9 protein-coding genes and 1 pseudogene are annotated in these 20,532 nt (G+C 53.6%); 7 read left to right on the top strand and 3 right to left on the bottom strand.

What is annotated here, in order from left to right; all coding sequences use genetic code 11:
- Window positions 1–134: 134 nt before the first annotated feature.
- Window positions 135–7,259 (top strand): retention module-containing protein, encoded by a 7,125-nt coding sequence (locus JFY74_15625; protein ID QQG27508.1) that lies wholly within the window; start codon window positions 135–137, stop codon window positions 7,257–7,259.
- Between the two features lie 59 nt (window positions 7,260–7,318).
- Window positions 7,319–7,663, top strand: a complete 345-nt coding sequence (locus tag JFY74_15620) for a tryptophan synthase subunit beta (GenBank protein ID QQG27507.1) — start codon at window positions 7,319–7,321, stop codon at window positions 7,661–7,663.
- Window positions 7,664–7,806: 143 nt separating this feature from the next.
- On the opposite strand, the gene JFY74_15615 is transcribed toward JFY74_15620, so the two are convergent.
- Both JFY74_15615 and JFY74_15610 read right to left on the bottom strand, forming a co-directional pair.
- Window positions 7,807–9,759, bottom strand: coding sequence for an EAL domain-containing protein (locus tag JFY74_15615; protein QQG27506.1), 1,953 nt, complete (start codon window positions 9,757–9,759; stop codon window positions 7,807–7,809).
- A 9-nt stretch (window positions 9,760–9,768) separates the two neighbouring features.
- Entirely contained in the window at window positions 9,769–10,458 is a 690-nt protein-coding gene (locus JFY74_15610; GenBank protein QQG27505.1) for a transglutaminase-like cysteine peptidase, read from the bottom strand.
- A gap of 348 nt (window positions 10,459–10,806) precedes the next feature.
- Here JFY74_15610 and JFY74_15605 point away from each other — a divergent pair.
- The 3 genes and pseudogenes from JFY74_15605 to tadA all read left to right on the top strand — a co-directional run bounded on the left by JFY74_15605 (window position 10,807) and on the right by tadA (window position 12,598).
- Window positions 10,807–11,337 (top strand): annotated as a pseudogene (locus JFY74_15605) (N-acetylmuramic acid 6-phosphate etherase).
- Window positions 11,338–11,368: 31 nt separating this feature from the next.
- Window positions 11,369–12,007, top strand: coding sequence for an acid phosphatase AphA (gene aphA / locus JFY74_15600; GenBank protein ID QQG27504.1), 639 nt, complete (start codon window positions 11,369–11,371; stop codon window positions 12,005–12,007).
- A 66-nt stretch (window positions 12,008–12,073) separates the two neighbouring features.
- Window positions 12,074–12,598 carry a tRNA adenosine(34) deaminase TadA gene (gene tadA, locus JFY74_15595; GenBank protein QQG27503.1) on the top strand — a complete coding sequence of 175 codons (525 nt, stop codon included), beginning with the start codon at window positions 12,074–12,076 and terminating at the stop codon, window positions 12,596–12,598.
- A gap of 146 nt (window positions 12,599–12,744) precedes the next feature.
- Here the strand turns inward: tadA and mltF are convergent, their stop codons facing one another.
- Complete coding sequence (mltF, locus tag JFY74_15590) at window positions 12,745–14,253, bottom strand: membrane-bound lytic murein transglycosylase MltF (GenBank protein QQG27502.1); 1,509 nt, start codon at window positions 14,251–14,253, stop codon at window positions 12,745–12,747.
- Window positions 14,254–14,469: 216 nt separating this feature from the next.
- Between mltF and purL the strand changes: the two genes are divergently transcribed.
- Both purL and JFY74_15580 read left to right on the top strand, forming a co-directional pair.
- A complete protein-coding gene (gene purL, locus JFY74_15585; GenBank protein QQG27501.1) occupies window positions 14,470–18,357 on the top strand; it encodes a phosphoribosylformylglycinamidine synthase in 3,888 nt (1,295 codons plus the stop codon).
- A gap of 720 nt (window positions 18,358–19,077) precedes the next feature.
- The gene (locus tag JFY74_15580) at window positions 19,078–20,514 is read left to right on the top strand and encodes a HAMP domain-containing histidine kinase (protein QQG27500.1); all 1,437 of its coding nucleotides are present in this window, start codon (window positions 19,078–19,080) and stop codon (window positions 20,512–20,514) included.
- Window positions 20,515–20,532 lie beyond the last annotated feature (18 nt).

The following is a 20,532-nucleotide window of genomic DNA, read 5'->3' as shown; positions in this document are numbered from 1 at the left end:
TATCGTAACGTTTTTTTAAGTAAAATGTCAGGACGACACACAGCAAATCAACCTTATCAGGACGATAGTGAAAATCTATAACCACAATATCGCCGCATTATAAAAATAATTAAAGATATCAAGGAGAAAGAATTTTGAACGGTGTGATTGGCGTCATTAAATTCGTTATTGGGCAAGTTTTTATCGTCGCGCTTGATGGCAGTCAGAGGCTTCTGGTTGCTGGTGATCGGGTTTACAGCGGTGAAGAAGTGGTGACTGGTGCTAACGGCGCAGTTTCAATTACCTTACCGGATGGCAAAACGCTGGATCTGGGGCGCGATAGCCGTTGGAGCGATGTAAGCAGCGCGTCTTCTCAGCAAAGTGCGGATGTTGCTAGTGATATCGCGGCTATACAGGATGCCATCGCCCAAGGTGCTGACCCAACCCAAGTGTTAGAGGCCACTGCCGCAGGTAACGCTGACGCTGGAGATGCAGGAGACGGCGGCGGTGGGCATTTTAATCCAACGGTAGTACTGAATTTAACGGCTGATGTCGTGACTGCCCCGATTGGTTACGAGACTGCTGGCATATCGTTTACTGACAGAGCCTCATCCGTTTTGGATGGAGCAGATTCATCCTCGTTACTTGTTGCAACAACGGATATCACCGATACCACACCGCCTTCTGTCACCATTGTTATTAATAGTGATGGCACAATCAGTTTCGTTTTCACAAAACCGCCTGTTGGTTTTGATCTCAGTGATATCACCGTAACAAATGGTTCTGTAACCAATTTAGTGCAGGATCCTAACGATCCCACGCGTTGGACGGCGACACTGACGTCAACTGCCAATTTTGAGGGCGAGGTTCGTGTCAGCATCCCTGATGGCAGCTACACCGATACGGCGGGTATTCCTGGCTCGGGGGGAAGTGATACGGTAATGGTCGATACCTTGCCTCCTGTTGCCTCAATTTCAATTGACAATGTCACGTCAGATAATGTGATTAATGCTACCGAATCCGGCCAGACGATTGCGGTGACGGGTAAAGTCGATAATGACGTGAAAGCCGGTGACGCGATCACGGTGAAAGTCGGTACCGAAACGTACCAGACGACGGTGAATACCGACGGCAAGACCTGGAGCGTGAATGTTCCGGGATCTGTATTAGCGACCAACGGCGATGTCTCCGCCAGTGTCACCACGCGTGATACCGCAGGTAACGTCACCACTGCCAATACCAGTCACGCTTACGGTGTAGACATCGTTGCACCAACGGCGTCGATCTCTATCGATGCTGTCACCAGCGATAACGTGATTAACGCCAGCGAATCCGGCCAGACGATTGCGGTGACGGGTAAAGTCGATAATGACGTGAAAGCCGGTGACGCGATCACCGTTAAAGTCGGTACCGAGACGTACCAGACGACGGTGAATACCGATGGCAAAACCTGGAGCGTGAATGTTCCGGGATCTGTATTAGCGACCAACGGCGATGTCTCCGCCAGTGTCACCACCCGTGATACGGCAGGCAATGTTACCACGGCGAACACCAGCCACACTTACGGTGTAGACATCGTTGCACCAACGGCGTCGATCTCTATCGATAATGTCACCAGCGATAACGTGATTAATGCGACTGAATCGGGTCAGACGATTGCAGTGATCGGTAAAGTCGGCAATGAAGTGAAAGCGGGCGATGCGGTGACGGTGAAAGTCGGTACTGAGACGTACCAGACGACGGTGAATACCGATGGCAAAACCTGGAGCGTGAATGTTCCGGGATCTGTATTAGCGACCAACGGCGATGTCTCCGCCAGTGTCACCACCCGTGATACGGCAGGCAATGTTACCACGGCGAACACCAGCCACACTTACGGTGTAGACATCGTTGCACCAACGGCGTCGATCTCTATCGATGCTGTCACCAGCGATAACGTGATTAACGCCAGCGAATCCGGCCAGACGATTGCGGTGACGGGTAAAGTCGATAATGACGTGAAAGCCGGTGACGCGATCACCGTTAAAGTCGGTACTGAAACGTACCAGACGACGGTGAATACCGATGGCAAGACCTGGAGTGTCAACGTACCGGGTTCTGTGCTGGCAGCCAATGGCGATATCTCGGCAACGGTGACCACGCGTGATACCGCAGGTAACGTCACCACCGCGAACACCAGCCACACTTACGGTGTAGACATCGTTGCACCAACGGCGTCGATCTCTGTCGATAATGTCACGTCAGATAACGTGATTAACGCCAGCGAATCCGGCCAGACGATTGCGGTGACGGGTAAAGTCGATAATGACGTGAAAGCCGGTGACGCGATCACCGTTAAAGTCGGTACCGAGACGTACCAGACGACGGTGAATACCGATGGCAAGACCTGGAGTGTCAACGTACCGGGTTCTGTGCTGGCAGCCAATGGCGATGTCTCCGCCAGTGTCACCACCCGTGATACGGCAGGCAATGTCACCACTGCCAATACCAGTCGCGCTTACGGTGTAGACATCGTTGCACCAACGGCGTCGATCTCTATCGATGCTGTCACCAGCGATAACGTGATTAACGCCAGCGAATCCGGCCAGACGATTGCGGTGACGGGTAAAGTCGATAATGACGTGAAAGCCGGTGACGCGATCACCGTTAAAGTCGGTACCGAGACGTACCAGACGACGGTGAATACCGATGGCAAGACCTGGAGTGTCAACGTACCGGGTTCTGTGCTGGCAGCCAATGGCGATATCTCGGCAACGGTGACCACGCGTGATACCGCAGGTAACGTCACCACCGCGAACACCAGCCACACTTACGGTGTAGACATCGTTGCACCAACGGCGTCGATCTCTGTCGATAATGTCACGTCCGATAATGTGATTAATGCTACCGAGTCCGGCCAGACGATTGCGGTCACGGGTCAGGTTGGCAATGAAGTCAAAGCCGGTGACGCGATTACCATCAAAGTCGGCACGGAAACGTACCAGACGACGGTGAATACCGACGGTAAAACCTGGAGCGTGAATGTTCCGGGATCGGTGCTGGCCGCGAATAGTGATGTGAGTGCCACCGTGACGACACGCGATACGGCAGGCAACGTCACCACCGCCAATACCAGTCACGCTTACGGCGTGGATACCGTAGCACCTGTCGCTTCGATCTCTGTCGACAATGTCACCAGCGATAACGTGATTAACGCGGCTGAGTCCGGCCAGACGATTGCGGTGACGGGTAAAGTCGATAATGACGTGAAAGCCGGTGACGCGATCACCGTTAAAGTCGGTACCGAGACGTACCAGACGACGGTGAATACCGATGGCAAGACCTGGAGTGTCAACGTACCGGGTTCTGTGCTGGCTGCGAACGGCGATGTGAGTGCCACTGTGACGACACGCGATACGGCAGGCAACGTCACCACCGCCAATACCAGTCACGCTTACGGCGTGGATACCGTAGCACCTGTCGCTTCGATCTCTGTCGACAATGTCACCAGCGATAACGTGATTAACGCGGCTGAGTCCGGCCAGACGATTGCGGTGACGGGTAAAGTCGATAATGACGTGAAAGCCGGTGACGCGATCACCGTTAAAGTCGGTACCGAGACGTACCAGACGACGGTGAATACCGACGGCAAGACCTGGAGCGTCAACGTACCGGGTTCTGTGCTGGCAGCCAATGGCGATATCTCGGCAACGGTGACCACGCGTGATACCGCAGGTAACGTCACCACTGCCAATACCAGTCACGCTTACGGTGTAGACATCGTTGCACCAACGGCGTCGATCTCTATCGATGCTGTCACCAGCGATAACGTGATTAACGCCAGCGAATCCGGCCAGACGATTGCGGTGACGGGTAAAGTCGATAATGACGTGAAAGCCGGTGACGCGATCACGGTGAAAGTCGGTACTGAAACGTACCAGACGACGGTGAATACCGATGGCAAGACCTGGAGTGTCAACGTACCGGGTTCTGTGCTGGCAGCCAATGGCGATATCTCGGCAACGGTGACCACGCGTGATACCGCAGGTAACGTCACCACCGCGAACACCAGCCACACTTACGGTGTAGACATCGTTGCACCAACGGCGTCGATCTCTGTCGATAATGTCACGTCAGATAATGTGATTAATGCTACCGAGTCCGGCCAGACGATTGCGGTCACGGGTCAGGTTGGCAATGAAGTGAAAGCGGGCGATGCGGTGACGGTGAAAGTCGGTACTGAGACGTACCAGACGACGGTGAATACCGATGGCAAAACCTGGAGCGTGAATGTTCCGGGATCTGTATTAGCGACCAACGGCGATGTCTCCGCCAGTGTCACCACCCGTGATACGGCAGGCAATGTTACCACCGCGAACACCAGCCACACTTACGGTGTAGACATCGTTGCACCAACGGCGTCGATCTCTGTCGATAATGTCACGTCAGATAATGTGATTAATGCTACCGAGTCCGGCCAGACGATTGCGGTCACGGGTCAGGTTGGCAATGAAGTCAAAGCCGGTGACGCGATTACCATCAAAGTCGGCACGGAAACGTACCAGACGACGGTGAATACCGATGGCAAAACCTGGAGCGTGAATGTTCCGGGATCTGTATTAGCGACCAACGGCGATGTCTCCGCCAGTGTCACCACCCGTGATACGGCAGGCAATGTTACCACCGCGAACACCAGCCACACTTACGGTGTAGACATCGTTGCACCAACGGCGTCGATCTCTGTCGATAATGTCACGTCCGATAATGTGATTAATGCTACCGAGTCCGGCCAGACGATTGCGGTCACGGGTCAGGTTGGCAATGAAGTCAAAGCCGGTGACGCGATTACCATCAAAGTCGGCACGGAAACGTACCAGACGACGGTGAATACCGACGGTAAAACCTGGAGCGTGAATGTTCCGGGATCGGTGCTGGCCGCGAATAGTGATGTGAGTGCCACCGTGACCACGCGTGATAACGCGGGGAACGCCACCACGGCGAATACTCATCATGCCTACAGTGTGGATACGATTGCCCCAGAAATTGATATTACGAATTTTGCTGGTAACGATGGGTATGTCAGCCAAAGCGAGTCGAAAAATACCGTAGTCAGCGGCACCAGCAATGAGAAGAAGGTCGATCTGGTCTTTACCGATGTGAATGGTAAGTCGGTTACGCTGCATGACGTGCCCGTGACGAACGGAAAATGGCAGACGAATGTCGATCTGAGCATGTTAGCGGAAGGCAAGATTACCGCTGGGGCGACGGCGACCGATGCGGCAGGCAATCAGGCGCATGATAACAGCCAGGCCATCATGGATATTACGCCGCCAGCTGCACACAACAACACAGTGTCGGGTACAGAAGATACACCGTGGCACATTGGCTGGAGCGATCTGGGTGTATCGAGCGATACCACAAGCATCGTGATTTCGTCTTTGCCGCCTGCTGCCGCTGGCACGCTCTATTTTAACGATAGCGGAAGTTGGAAAGCGGTCACCGCTGGACAAACCTTTACCGCTGGCAACACCGATCTGCGCTTTACGCCCGCGAGTAATGTCTCAGGCGCAGCGCTGGGTGACATTGCTTATCGGCCTGTCGATAGCGCAGGGAACACGGGCGATAAAGCTGCGCTGCACATTGGAATTACGCCAGTAGCCGATGCGCCAGTCGTGAGCCTGAGCACCACCAGTGGCACCACGACGCCGGCTTCTGCGGAAGTCATTAAGGTGAATGGGGGAAGCGCGAATGGTGGTTTTGACGTGCAGAACGGAAAAATCGTCGCGGTGGGTAACGGTGTCCGCGTCTGGTTGACCGAGGGGGATCCGGTGCCTGCGGTGGTCGGCAACGGGAAGGTGGCGTATTACAGTCAGGGCAACACCAGCGGGGACGGTAGTTACAGCGATCTCTTCGTTGTGCACTCTAACAGCGGCTATTTTTATCGGCAGAGTGATTGGGCGGCCGATCGTAAAGATCACCGCGATCTGGATTCATTCAACGGTAACCGGACCAATAACGGCAGCAATGCGCATTCTGACTACATTTTCGTTATTAAGGAAACGGGCTACACCTATAACGCAACCTACAGCACGAACAACAACGCGAATACGTCAGTCAACACGCTGGATGGGCTGAAGGTCAACTATACCGATAGCAGCGGCAAGTCGGGTTCGTTTACGCGGCAGGTTAGCAACAATATCGAAGGCGTGATCTACAGTGATGGCACGACGTATACCCCCGGCACCAATAGCGCGACGGTGGAGAAAGTACCCGGTCAGGCGGGAAAACAGACCTATACGCTCGATGTTTCAGCGGCATTGACCGACCGTGACGGTAGCGAAACGCTGTCTGGGATTCGGTTGACGGGGATCCCGACGGGAACGGTGCTGACCGACCAAATTAATAACGTGAAGTATACCGTCGGTGCTGATGGTTCATACCTGATTCAAAATGCTCACAATGCCCAGACGCTGGCCGGGAAGATTACGCTTGAGGTGCCAGCCGATGCGGGTAAATTGAATGTCGTGGCGCAGGCGACCTCGACAGAAATGGGCAACCACGATACGGCAATCGGCTATTCGGCAGAAGGCGCTGAACAGTATGGACTGAGTGTCGGTGCAGCGGGCAATGACACGATGTCCGGCACGTATAACGATGATGTGCTGTTCGGCGATGTTGTCTCGTTCCCTAATACCGATGGTACTGGCATCGCAGCCTTGCAGAACTACATCGGCAAGCAGTTAGGCATGCAAACGGGCGTCCCGACGACGAAAGACATGCATAACTATATTGAGGCACATAGCGCTGAGTTTGATCTGTCGTCGTCGAAGGGAGGGAATGACATACTCAATGGCGGCGACGGAGATGATATTCTCTTCGGCCAGGGAGGAAATGACACCCTCTATGGTGGGGCAGGGAATGACCTGCTCTACGGCGGTAGCGGAGACGACATCCTGATTGGCGGCGCGGGGGGCGATACGCTCATCGGCGGAGCTGGCGCGGATACCTTCAAGTGGCAGGCTGGCGATATCGGCAACGATGTGATCAAAGACTTTAACGCCAAAGAGGGTGACCGGATTGATTTAAGCGATCTGGTGGGCGAACTGGAGGAAGGCACCGATATCAGCCGCTATATTCGCATCACCGATAATCAGGGTTCACCGACGATTGAAGTGAGCACGGCAGGGAACTTTACGGCGGATAAAGGCGGAATGGTTGCAGTGTCGATTACGTTGGAACACTATAACGGTGCATTACCGTCGCTGGAGAGTCTGGTCAGCAAGCCAGAACCGTCTAGCTGACGAAAAGGGGGAGCCTGCTTGGCTCCTTTCTTTATCAAAAACTTAAAAGGTCTCCGAACATGTTTTATATCCAACGCGACAGTGATGGTCACCTGATGAAGGTAGAAAAGAGTCCTTTTCCTGAAATGAATGGCGAACTGCCTGATGATTCGCGCGAGGCGCAGGCCTGGTTCCGTAGCCATCAGGCAGCGACGTCCAGCCTCCAGCAACTGCGGCAAAGCGATCTGGAAATGGTGCGCGTGCTGGAGGATTTAATTCAGGTTTTGATTCAGAAAGGTGTGGTCAGCATTACTGATTTCCCTCAGGCGGCACAGCTGAAGTTGATCAACCGTGCACAGGCGCGTGAAGCGCTAAATGGCGGATTAAACAAGCTGATTGGCGACGATGAAGAGACGATGTTTTGAAAAAATGATGTTGTAGAGAGATGATATCTTAACGTCGATCCTCGCTTTTCAATACAACCCCGGCTTCTCAATATCGTAGCGAGAAGCCGGGGCCGTTAAACGCGGTTAGCCAAAATAACGCCGTTAGCCAAAATAATGTGGTATCAGATTCTGACCGCTGGCACCGGTTCACCCAACAGCCGTCCCATCGCGCCCTGTAATCCCATCTCCTGAAGCACTTTCAGCTCACCTGCGGTTTCAACACGTTCGGCGATAAGCGGCAGGGCGATACTGTTGGTGGCGCGATACAGCGCTTCGATAAACATTTGCTTATCGTCTTCCTGATCGATGTTGCGGATGTAGCTGCCATCGACTTTCAGATAAGCCAGCCCCCATTGGGACAGGTTGCCGATCATATTAAAGCGCCCGCCAAAATGCTGTAGCCCCAGCGCACAGCCATGTTCATTCAGCAGCTTGATTAAGGCTTCCAGTTGGGCACTGTCTGGCAATTGGTTCTCATCCAGCTCCAGAATCAGTCGTCTGGCGACGTCAGGCTGATGCTTCAATGGGGCAAGCAGATCGGCGAGCAGATGAAGATTCAGTACCGTGGTGCCGGACAGGCTCAGCGCCAGATTGCCGTCGTGCTGACGGAGATAGTCCAGCACTTCGCGTAGCATCGTTTGATCCAGACGGGTATCCCAGCCAAAGCGTTGAATCCACGGCAGGAAGCGGCCTGCGGCGATGCTGTTCCCTTGCGCATCCTGAATTCGAGCCAGTACCTTGTGATGCAGCACCTGACTGGGATCGTCACACGCTACGACCGGTTGCAGGAAAAGCTGCAAGCGTTCCTGTTCCAAAATGGGATCGAGCAGGTTAAACCACATATGGCGATCGGTTTCGACCTGTTCGGCACTGACGGACGGCATCGCGTGAGGCGCGGTAGTATCGGTATCGCTTTCGGCACGGGTGAGCGCCTGATCGCCCTGAATAAACAGGGATTGCGCGGTGTCGCCGGGGCGGAAAGGCACCATGCCGAATTGGGCAACAGGGGAGACATCGGTTTCGCCTGTCAGGTGCAAGGTTTCAATGCTGCGTGTCAGTTCGCCAATCAGCGAATAGGCTTCTTTATCGACCAGGCCTGGGCAGAACAGCGCAAATTCCCCACCACGGATGCGTGCCAGAAGGCTCTCAGCATTCGTATGCTGCTTTTGCGTTTTACGCAGAATATGCCCGACGGAGGCTAATAGCGCATCGGTACGCTGGCCGCCCAGACGCTGGTTCATCCCCGCCAAATCCTGCACGCGAATCATGATAAGAAAGCCGGGGGCGGTTTCCTCATCGGCGAGTTTGTCGTTGAGCTGCATGTCAAACGCACGGCGGTTATTCAATCCGGTTTGAGGATCCTGATAGGCTTCCTGACGTAGGCGCTCGCTCCGCTCTGCTTCCTCTTCAAACAGCGTTTTGAGCTTGCTAACCATCAGGTTCATCGCCTGCGCGACGCGGCGAAATTCGGGCGTATTGGGTAAATCTGGCTGGCTGAGAAATTCACGACGGGTAATCGCCAGCGACTGGTCGACGATATAATCGAGCGGACGTAGCTGGCGGCGCAGGAACAGCGCCCCGAGGAACACGCCCAGCGTGCCACAGCCGAGCAGCCACAGGAAGGTGGCCGTGCTGCTGCGCCACAAACGGGTGACTGCGAACATCGGGTGGCTGACCACTTCAACTTTTGCCGCCTGTTCCCAGCCGCGCATCACGATAGCTTCGCCCGCGCCGGGTTGCAGGTTCACCAACCGGACAAACCAGAGCGGGACGTCAGGGATATCCGGCGATGCGGTACGTTCCAGCGTAACGTTGCCGGTTTTTAAATCTCGCACGCGAATACTGGAAAAATAGCCGCTGTCGAAAATCGAGCTGACCATCAGCTCTACCATCGCTGGGTCATCAATATTTGGCGTCAGGGAAAGCCCCAATGCGGTAGCGGCATCCTGCGCGTGAGAGTGAAGCTGGTTATTGTACTGTTCACGCGAATTTTCCAGGCTGACGAAAAAACTCCCGCTGAAAATAATTAGCACAAACAGGCAGATGGCTATCAGTAATTGTTTGTATAGAGACATAGCCTACCCTTACTCCTCAATTGAAAACCCTTCGGCACGCATTTTGGTTAATACATCTTGCCAGCGTGAAAGTCGTTTGCTGTCACCGACGCGTTTGTTGCTGCCGCTCGCGCCCGGCAGCCAGAGACCACCGCCGTTAAAGGCGTACACTGGAACTAAATCATTGCGCTCTGTCGCAGGCTGGATCTTGTCGGTCAGATTGTCCAACACCAGTGGAATCGAGGTTGGCGTGGGATAATAGGTCACTACCATGTGCGCTTTATTCAGACGCAGGGCTTTAACATAGGTAATGCGTAATTTGTCTGCTGAGACGCCTAAATGGCGCAGCGTAAAATACTTGGCAAGCGCATAATCTTCGCAGTCCCCGGCACCTTTACGCAGCGCTTCAATCGGCGTAGCCCAGTAATCTTCCTGATTCCAGACGACAATATCATCGCGAAACAGCATACGGTCATTGAAAAATTGGTTCACGCTGCTCAGCAGCGCCTTTTCCTCTTTATTGCGGGAATTGACCAACAGCGTCTGCCATTCATCTATTCGGCGGCGAGCATCAGGCGTAGCCGAGCCATAAAGCTGCTCGGTTCGCTGATTAATGGTAATAAAATCCCAGTCCGCACGTAGGGAACCCGCCAGCAGAAACAGCAGACAGCTAATAAAGAAAAGCGTGTAACTGGAAATTCTGAACCTGGGGAGCCGCACTGAGGTTTCTCTGTTTACCTTGCGAGATGCATAGTGGAGAGTGAATTCGATGCAGAATAGCGTACTTTCATAGGCCCCAAAAGCATATATACCCTAAATAATTCGAGTTTCAGGCAGGCTGCAAGAGAAGGACAAATTCGTCGGGAACGAATTTGACCAGCCAACGGCTGGCCTTCGGTGAGAGACAGGATGTCTCTCATTTAATCCCGATGAGCTTACTGAGGTAAGTGATTCGGGTGACTAAACGTAGCCAACGCACATGCAACTTGAAGTATGACGGGTATAGTGGTGAAAATGATTGTTTGTCATAAGCGTGTAGCGCGCTGATATAAAGCATGAGGTAGCTGAATGCGTTCAGATGTGATGGATGGAGAGAATCTTAATTTAGGGAAATTGGTTTCCTAAATGCGTAATCCGGCAACGATGGCGCTAGATCAGCTCTCTACGCTGGAGATGATGCACGCGTTTAATCAGGAAGATCGGAAAGTGCCTGAAGCCATTGCGCTGGTTTTACCTGCGATTTCTCCCGTGGTCGGCTCAGAAGCGTTAACAGGCTCGACGCGGCTGAAATCAGGAACGGCGCAAAAATTAGTCCTGAATATGATTTCTACTGGCGTAATGGTTAAGCTGGGGAAGGTGTATCAGAATTTAATGGTTGATGTGAAGGCAACCAATGTGAAGCTGTTGGATCGGGCTTGCCGCATTGTGGTGGAAGCGAGCGGTGCCGATAGAGACAGGGCACGGCAGGCGCTGGAGCAGGCAGATAATGAGGTTAAGCCAGCGATTCTCATGCTTCTGGCTAATATTGACGTGGCAGCGGCGCGTGAGCGTCTGAAACAGCACAATGGTTATCTGCGTGAGGCGCTAATTGGCGGATAAGATTATCTTGGTGTAAGTCGGGAGGAACGTTTTGAGTGATAAGCGAGAGCAACGCATTGTTTTTTTTGATCTGGATGGCACGTTGCATCAACAGGACATGTTTGGCAGCTTTTTGCGTTTTTTACTTCGTCGGTTGCCGTTAAATCTCGTTTTGGTTATCCCGCTATTACCGATTATCGGGCTGGGGTTATTGATTCGCGGTCGTGCGGCCCGATGGCCGATGAGCTGGCTGCTGTGGGCGATTACGTTTGGCCGTGATGAAGACGAGCTGGTGCAACTGGAAAAGCAGTTTGTCGGCGCGTTTCGTCATGATGTTATACCGTTTCCGCAGGTTCAGCAGCGGCTGAAAACCTATCTTGAAGACAGCGAGGCGCAGGTCTGGCTGGTGACGGGATCGCCGCAGCGGCTGGTGGAACAGGTCTATCATGATTCGCCTTTTCTGCCCGGCGTGCGCCTGATGGGAAGCCAGATTACACGCCGCTATGGCGGCTGGGTATTAACGTTGCGCTGTCTGGGACATGAAAAAGTGACGCAGATGGAGCAGCGTCTGGGCGCGCCGCTCAAGCTCTACAGCGGTTACAGCGACAGCAAACAGGACAATCCGCTGCTCTATTTCTGCGAACACCGCTGGCGAGTCACCCCCGAAGGTAGCCTGCAACAGCTGGAATGATTTTTTCACCCTTTCATCTGATTTTTTCATCTCTTCATATAGGTATAATGCGCCGCCAAAATATGAATGTTCGAGAGAGGAAACGTGGTTAGCCTGCCTAACGATGAATACTGGATGCGCTATGCATTAACGCTGGCTCAGCGTGCTCAGGATGAAGGCGAAGTACCGGTTGGAGCGGTGCTGGTGCTGGATAATAAAGCGATCGGCGAGGGGTGGAACCGACCGATTGGGCATCACGATCCTACCGCGCATGCTGAGATTATGGCACTGCGGCAGGGAGGTCAGGTGTTGCAGAACTACCGCCTGCTGGAGACAACGCTGTATGTCACGCTGGAACCTTGCATCATGTGTGCGGGTGCGATGATACACGGCCGTATTGGTCGTTTGGTTTACGGTGCGTCAGATGAGAAAACGGGGGCTGCGGGGTCGCTGGTGGACATTCTGCGCCACCCTGGAATGAATCATCAGATTGTCATTGAATCCGGCCTTCTGGCTGATGAATGCTCCGCAACGCTCAGCGCGTTCTTTCGCCTGCGCCGTGAGCAGCATAAAGCTCGGCGTGCCGCAGAAAAAAACGCCGCGCAGGAGTAGCGTATCCCCGTCATACTTCAAGCTGCTTGTGCGTTGGCTGCCCTTGCTCACCCCAGTCACTTACTTGTGTAAGCTCCTGGGGATTCACTCAGTTGCCACCTTCACGCAACTCGAATTATTTAGGGGATAGTCCTGCTAAGGCTCGATTATTCCGGTACTTTGCTGAACGGAACCGCCGGATAGCCTCGTGCGATCTGGATTTGTTGCTGCGCTTTGGTTTCTTTTTCTATCAGATAACCTTCCAGACTCACCATATAACGCCGAATGTTTTCCACGTAGTTATAGGCTTCATGTCCGCGCGCGTAGCCGTAGGTGGTTTGAGTGTAATAGCGCTTCTGGCTCAGCATCGGCAGGCGCATTTTCACATCGACCCAGCTGTCGGGGTTACCCTTCTGTTTTTCGGTCAATTTACGCGCATCAAGCAGATGGGCGTATCCCATGTTGTAGGACGCCAGCGCAAACCAGATTTTTTCATCTTCGGGGATGGTGTCCGGCATTTTCTGCATCATGTGCGACATATATTGCGCGCCGCCGCGAATACTTTGCTCAGGATCGACCCGATCGGTGACGTTCAGACTTTCTGCGGTGTTGCGTGTGAGCATCATCAGCCCACGCACGCCAGTCGGTGACGTTGCCTGCGGGTTCCAGTGTGATTCCTGATAGGAGATGGCGGCCAGCAGCTTCCAGTCGATGTCGGTGGCGTATTTTTCAAACAGCGGGCGCAAATCCGGTAGCGTTTCATCAATCGCGCTCAGGAACGTAGTGGTATCGACATAGTCAAATTCACCAACGTGGCCGAGATATTTCTCCTCCAGACGCGCGAGCGTACCGTCTTCGACAATCTGGCTGAAAAAATCGAGCAGTGCGGCGGATAGGCTGTCATCGTGCGAACGACGCATGTACCAGGTGACCGGCTCTTCGTCGCTGAGATCAAAGGCGACGGCGAGCTGTGGATGAATACGCTGCATTAAGCCGATGGTGACCGAATCACCCAGCGCGTAGTCCAGCTTGCCGTCAGCAACCTGTTTCAGTAATTCCTGTGTACTCTGATCGGAAGCGGACTCCCAGCTTAACTGCGGGTATTTTCCTGCTTTTAGATCGCGCAGCGTGGCCGCATGGGCGGAACCGGATGTGACGACAAAACGGCCTTGCAGCTTATCCAGCGTCTTCGGGCGGGGTGAGCCGAGGCGGTAGACTATCTGTTGTGAAATGGAATAGTAGGTTGGGCCGGCACGGAAGCGTTCCAGACGCTCATGATTGTAAATCAGCCCGGCAGCCAGCAGGTCTGCATCGTTACCGTCCAGATCGTCAAACAGCTCGTCAAGATTCTTACGTGACGAGACCACCAGCTTGACGCCGAGATAATCGGCGAAACGTTTTGCCAGTTCGTAATCCAGACCTGTCGGGGATCCGTTGCTCATTGCATAAGTCAGCGGTGAATTAACGGTGCTGATACGCAGTTCACCGCGTGAGAGGATCTGCCTGAGCTGAAGATCCTGACTACTGCGCCACGGAATGCTAGGCCATAGCGCTAACGCCAGCAGTAACGTGATAATCCCGATGAAAAAATAATTTAATTTTAACGGCTTCAAATAGTTATCTCTCGGCGGCCGAGTGGCCAGTCTGTCTGTAACGGCAGTTTTTTTATACGTCATTTCCCAGAGTGGGGGCATTTTGCTTAACAAAACGCCAGTGTGCAACTTTTATTGATTTGGTCACCGATTAATCATTCGCCGGACGCGAAATGAAATTATCGCCACGCAAACGGTTTCGTCCGAGGGAAGGATTCTCTATAATATGCGCGTTTCCCCCCTGTTGTGCCCAATGGCTGTATCGCAGCCAGTGCATCGAAGACGAGAGAACTTTAGATTATGGAAATACTGCGTGGTTCACCTGCTTTATCGGCTTTTCGTATTAATAAATTGCTAGTCCGCTGCAAAGAGCACGTTTTGCCAGTCAGCGATATCTATGCTGAATACGTACATTTCGCCGATGTCAGCGCCCCGCTGAACAACGATGAACAGGCCAAACTGACACGTTTGCTGAAGTATGGTCCTTCTCTCGCGGAGCACGAACCGCAAGGTCATCTGTTACTGGTTACGCCGCGTCCCGGCACCATTTCGCCGTGGTCTTCCAAAGCAACGGATATCGCTCATAACTGTGGATTAAGCAAAGTCCTGCGTCTGGAACGCGGCCTGGCTTTCTATATTCATGCGCCTACGCTGAGCGATGAACAGTGGCAGCAACTGGGGGCATTGCTGCATGACCGGATGATGGAAAGCGTATTCAGCGACCTGAAACAGGCGGAAGCGCTGTTCTCTCATCATCAGCCAACACCTTTCAAGCGCATCGAAATTCTGCTGCAAGGGCGTCAGGCGCTGGAAGAAGCGAACGTCCGTCTGGGGCTGGCATTGGCAGAAGATGAAATTGATTATCTGCTGGAAGCCTTCACCAAACTGGGCCGTAACCCAACCGATATTGAACTGTATATGTTCGCACAGGCGAACTCTGAGCACTGCCGGCACAAGATTTTCAATGCTGATTGGGTGATTGACGGCGTCACTCAGCCGAAGTCACTGTTCAAAATGATCAAAAACACCTTTGAACACACGCCCGATCACGTCCTCTCTGCCTATAAAGATAACGCCGCCGTCATGGAAGGCTCCGCCGTCGGCCGTTTCTATACCGATACCAACGGACAATATGATTACCATCAGGAAGACGCTCATATCTTGATGAAGGTTGAAACGCATAACCACCCAACCGCCATTTCACCGTGGCCGGGCGCAGCAACAGGATCCGGCGGTGAAATCCGTGACGAAGGCGCGACAGGTCGGGGTTCCAAACCGAAAGCGGGTCTGGTGGGCTTCTCTGTATCGAACCTGCGCATTCCTGGTTTTGTCCAGCCGTGGGAAGAAGAAGAGTTCGGCAAGCCAGAGCGTATTGTCAGTGCGCTGGATATCATGACCGAAGGTCCATTGGGCGGCGCGGCATTCAACAACGAATTCGGTCGTCCTGCACTGACGGGCTATTTCCGTACTTATGAAGCGCGCGTCGATAGCCACAATGGCACAGAGCTGCGCGGCTACCATAAACCGATCATGCTGGCGGGCGGCATTGGTAACATCCGCGCCGATCACGTCCAAAAAGGCGAAATTATCGTCGGGGCCAAACTGATTGTACTGGGCGGACCGTCCATGAATATCGGTCTGGGCGGCGGTGCTGCCTCTTCTATGGCATCGGGTCAGTCTGATGCGGATCTGGATTTTGCTTCTGTACAGCGCGATAACCCGGAAATGGAGCGCCGCTGTCAGGAAGTAATCGACCGCTGCTGGCAATTGGGTGAAGCCAACCCGATTCTGTTTATCCACGATGTCGGCGCGGGCGGTCTGTCTAACGCCATGCCGGAACTGGTGAGCGACGGTGGTCGCGGTGGGCGCTTTGAACTGCGCGATATTCTGAACGACGAACCGGGCATGAGCCCGCTTGAAGTCTGGTGTAATGAATCGCAGGAGCGCTATGTTCTGGCCGTTGCGCCAGAGCAACTGGCACAGTTTGATGAAATTTGCCGTCGTGAACGTGCGCCTTATGCGGTGATCGGTGAGGCGACGGAAGAACTGCATCTGACGATGAACGATCGTCATTTCAACAACAAACCTATCGATTTACCGCTGGATGTGCTGCTGGGTAAAACGCCGAAGATGCTGCGTGACGTTGAGCGCAAGCAGGTAGAGGGCAGGCTGCTACAGCGCGACGATATCTATTTGGCCGAAGCGGTTGAGCGCGTACTGCACTTGCCTGTTGTTGCGGAAAAAACCTTCCTGATTACCATTGGCGACCGCTCGGTGACCGGCATGGTGGCACGCGATCAGATGGTCGGGCCGTGGCAGGTGCCAGTGGCTGACTGTGCTGTGACCACCGCCAGCCTTGACAGTTATTACGGCGAGGCGATGTCTATCGGTGAACGTGCGCCAGTCGCGCTGCGTAACTTCGCGGCCTCCGCGCGTTTAGCTGTGGGTGAGGCACTGACGAACATTGCTGCTACGCATATCGGTCCACTTACCCGCGTGAAGCTGTCTGCGAACTGGATGGCGGCCGCAGGGCATCCGGGCGAAGATGCTGGGCTGTACGAGGCGGTGAAAGCTGTGGGTGAGGAGCTTTGTCCGGCGCTGGGTCTGACGATCCCGGTGGGTAAAGATTCCATGTCGATGAAAACCCGCTGGCAGGAAGGCAGTGAAGATCGTGCGGTCACCTCGCCGATGTCACTGGTGATCTCTGCGTTTGCCCGTGTGGAAGACGTACGTAACACGGTAACGCCACAGCTGCGTACCGGACAGGATAATGCGTTGCTGCTCATCGATCTGGGTGCAGGCAATAAAGCACTGGGCGCGACGGCGCTGGCGCAGGTTTATCGTCAGTTGGGTCGTAAGACGGCAGATGTTCATAGCCCAGAGCAACTGGCAGGCTTCTTTAATGCCATACAACAGCTGGTCGCGGGCAAAGCGCTTCTGGCTTACCATGACCGTTCAGACGGTGGCCTGCTGGTTACGCTGGCAGAGATGGCGTTTGCGGGTCACTGTGGCCTGACCGTCGATATCGCGTCTCAGGGCGAAGATACGCTGGCGACGCTGTTTAACGAAGAGCTTGGTGCCGTCATTCAGATCCCTGCGGCACGTCGTGCGGAAGTGGAAGCGGTTCTGGCGCTGCATGGTTTGGCGGACTGCGTGCATTACCTCGGTCATGCTGAAGAAGGCACGCGTTTCACCATCAATCAGGGTGCAGAAGCGGTCTATCAGGAAAGCCGTTCAACGCTGCGTCGCTGGTGGGCTGAAACCAGCTGGCAGATGCAGCGCCTGCGTGATAACCCGCAGTGTGCCGATCAGGAACACATCGCCAGACAGGATGATAACGATCCCGGTCTGAACGTATCGCTGACCTTCGAGCCGCAGGAAGATATTGCCGCACCTTATATTGCTAAGAATGTCCGGCCTAAAGTCGCAGTCCTGCGTGAGCAGGGGGTGAACTCTCACGTAGAAATGGCGGCGGCGTTCCACCGTGCAGGCTTTGATGCCATCGACATCCATATGAGTGACCTGCTGGCAAATCGCCGTAATTTGCAGGATTTCCAAGCACTGGTGGCGTGTGGCGGCTTCTCTTATGGTGACGTGCTGGGCGCGGGTGAGGGCTGGGCTAAATCCATTCTGTTCAACTCTCGCGTACGTGATGAATTCGCTGAATTCTTCCTGCGTCCACAGACGCTGGCGCTGGGCGTGTGTAACGGTTGCCAAATGATGTCTAACCTGCGTGAACTGATTCCGGGTGCCGATCTCTGGCCGCGTTTTGTCCGCAATAAATCCGACCGTTTTGAAGCGCGCTTCAGTCTGGTTGAAGTGGAGAAAAGCCCGTCGCTATTCATGAACGATATGGCTGGTTCGCGCATGCCGATTGCGGTTTCACACGGTGAAGGTCAAGTTGAAGTCCGCGATGGTGCGCATTTAGCGGCGATTGAAGAGCACGGTTTGGTCGCGCTGCGCTATATCAACCACTACGGACAGGTTACTGAGAACTATCCGGCTAACCCGAATGGCTCGCCAAACGGTATTACGGCAGTAACCAGCACCAGCGGCCGGGCAACCGTTATGATGCCGCACCCTGAGCGCGTGTTCCGTACCGTCAGCAACTCCTGGCACCCAGAAGAGTGGGGCGAGGATGGTCCGTGGATGCGTATGTTCCGCAACGCACGCAGACAGCTGGGCTAAGTTAAGGTCAGTCAGAGAAAGGGGCTTCGGCCCCTTTTTTACGTCTGTTTTCTCAGTTTGTCGTTTTTTTGCGACGGACCGGTTTTTTGGTGTCTCTAATTGGTGACATTTAACTGTTTGATTTATATGAATGGTATGATGGCATCATAAAGCTGTCTGTTTTTAGCGACATAAATCGTCTCTTTGGCGTGTATTTTCGTTATTCGAACTCTGGACTATGTGTTTTTTAGCGAAATTTAAATTAAAAATCATTAAGAATCAGTGTATTGATTTAATTATTTCAAACTTGGCATGCTAAGTGCATTTTAATGATAGTTGCTCATTCAACTGGTTATGATTGCGTTGCTAACTGGCAAACATTTTCGCTCATAACATCTGGAATGATGCCAAAAGAAAGGGTGCCTATCGTCCACCAGACCGATAACCGGGCGTGAAAACGAACGTTATCAAGCATCGGGCGACACGTTGAGTGAGGCACCGCCTATTCAGTTACGCGGCCAGAGGGAGCGATTCTTCTGGCCGCGTGACGTTTCATACCCGCCACCTCCCCCAGAGAATCCTTCCTGATTGTTTTTACGGCGCTATTTTTTACGGCGTTACTTTTGACGTCCTTACATGGGTACTCATGCCACATTGCGAAGCGTTACGCATGTCGTAAGGGAAAACGTTGAAGTTTTATAAGACTCAGTTAGCATCAGAGCGGATTCGATAGGTAACGAGATGATTTCTTTGAAACGATGGCGTTTATTCCCGCGTTCCCTGCGGCAATTAGTAATTATGGCGTTCTTGCTGGTGTTGCTGCCGCTGTTGGTGCTGGCCTATCAGGCTTATCAAAGCCTGAACATGCTGAGCGAACAGGCAGCGGAGATTAACCGGACAACGCTGACGGATGCTCGGCGCAGTGAGGCAATGACCAGCGTCGCGCTGGCGATGGAGCGTAGCTACCGACAGTACTGCGTATTGGACGATCAGACGCTGGCGACGCTCTATCAAAACCAGCGTAAACAGTATTCTCAAATGCTGGACTCTCACGCGCAGGTGCTGCCCGATCCCCGCTATTACCAGACGCTGCGTCAGCTTCTTACTCAGCTTAGCGAAATACGCTGCCATAACAGCGGCCCGGAACAAACAGCATCGAGTCTGTTGGAAGGCTTTTCTCGTGCCAACGGACAGATGGTGCAGGTAACGCGTGACGTCGTTTTCTCCCGTGGGCAACAGCTCCAGCAGGCTATTTCTGAACGCGGTCAGTTCTTTGGCTGGCAGGCGCTGCTCTTGTTTCTGGTCAGCGTGCTGTTGGTGGTTCTCTTTACTCGGATGATTATCGGCCCCGTTAATGGCGTCGAGCGGATGATCAACCGCCTTGGAGAAGGGCGATCGTTGGGTAACACCAGCACGTTTAAAGGGCCGCGTGAGATCCGGACGCTGGCGCAGCGCATTATTTGGCTGAGCGAACGCCTGTCCTGGCTCGAATCACAGCGACATGAGTTTTTACGCCATATCTCCCACGAACTGAAAACACCGCTGGCAAGCCTGCGGGAAGGCACCGAATTGCTGGCCGATGAGGTGGTCGGCCCGCTGACTGCCGATCAGAAAGAGGTGGTCGCTATTCTTGATAGTAGCAGCCGCCATCTGCTACAGCTGATCGATCAACTGTTGGACTATAATCGCAAGCTGGCGGATACACCGACCGAGCTGGAGCGGGTCGAAATTGAAGAGATCGTCGATATTGTCGTGGCCTCTCACAGCTTGCCTGCCCGCGCCAAAATGATTCATACCGATGTGACGCTGGCCGTTGAGCACTGTTGGGCGGAGACGACACTGCTGATGCGAGTGATCGATAATCTCTATTCCAATGCGGTGCACTACGGTAAGGAATCCGGTAACATTTGGATTTATAGCCGTCAGATTGGCAATCGCGTTCAGATTGATGTCGCCAACAATGGTACGCCTATTCCCGATGCCGAGCGGAGCATGATTTTTGAGCCCTTTTATCAGGGAAGCCATCAGCGCCGTGGTGCCGTCAAAGGAAGCGGGTTGGGGCTGAGTATTGCGCGTGATTGCATTCGCCGTATGCGTGGTGAGCTTAGCCTAATCACCGTGGACTATGCTGATGTGTGTTTCCGCATCGAGCTGCCCTTATTGTCTGATAACGAATAGTCCGAGAATGAATAAATA

It is taken from the genome of Pectobacterium carotovorum (assembly GCA_016415585.1).
In the GTDB taxonomy this organism is placed as follows: Bacteria; Pseudomonadota; Gammaproteobacteria; order Enterobacterales; family Enterobacteriaceae; genus Pectobacterium; species Pectobacterium carotovorum_K.
Note: the sequence above shows the minus strand (reverse complement) of the source record. Positions and strands in the feature narration are given on the sequence as shown.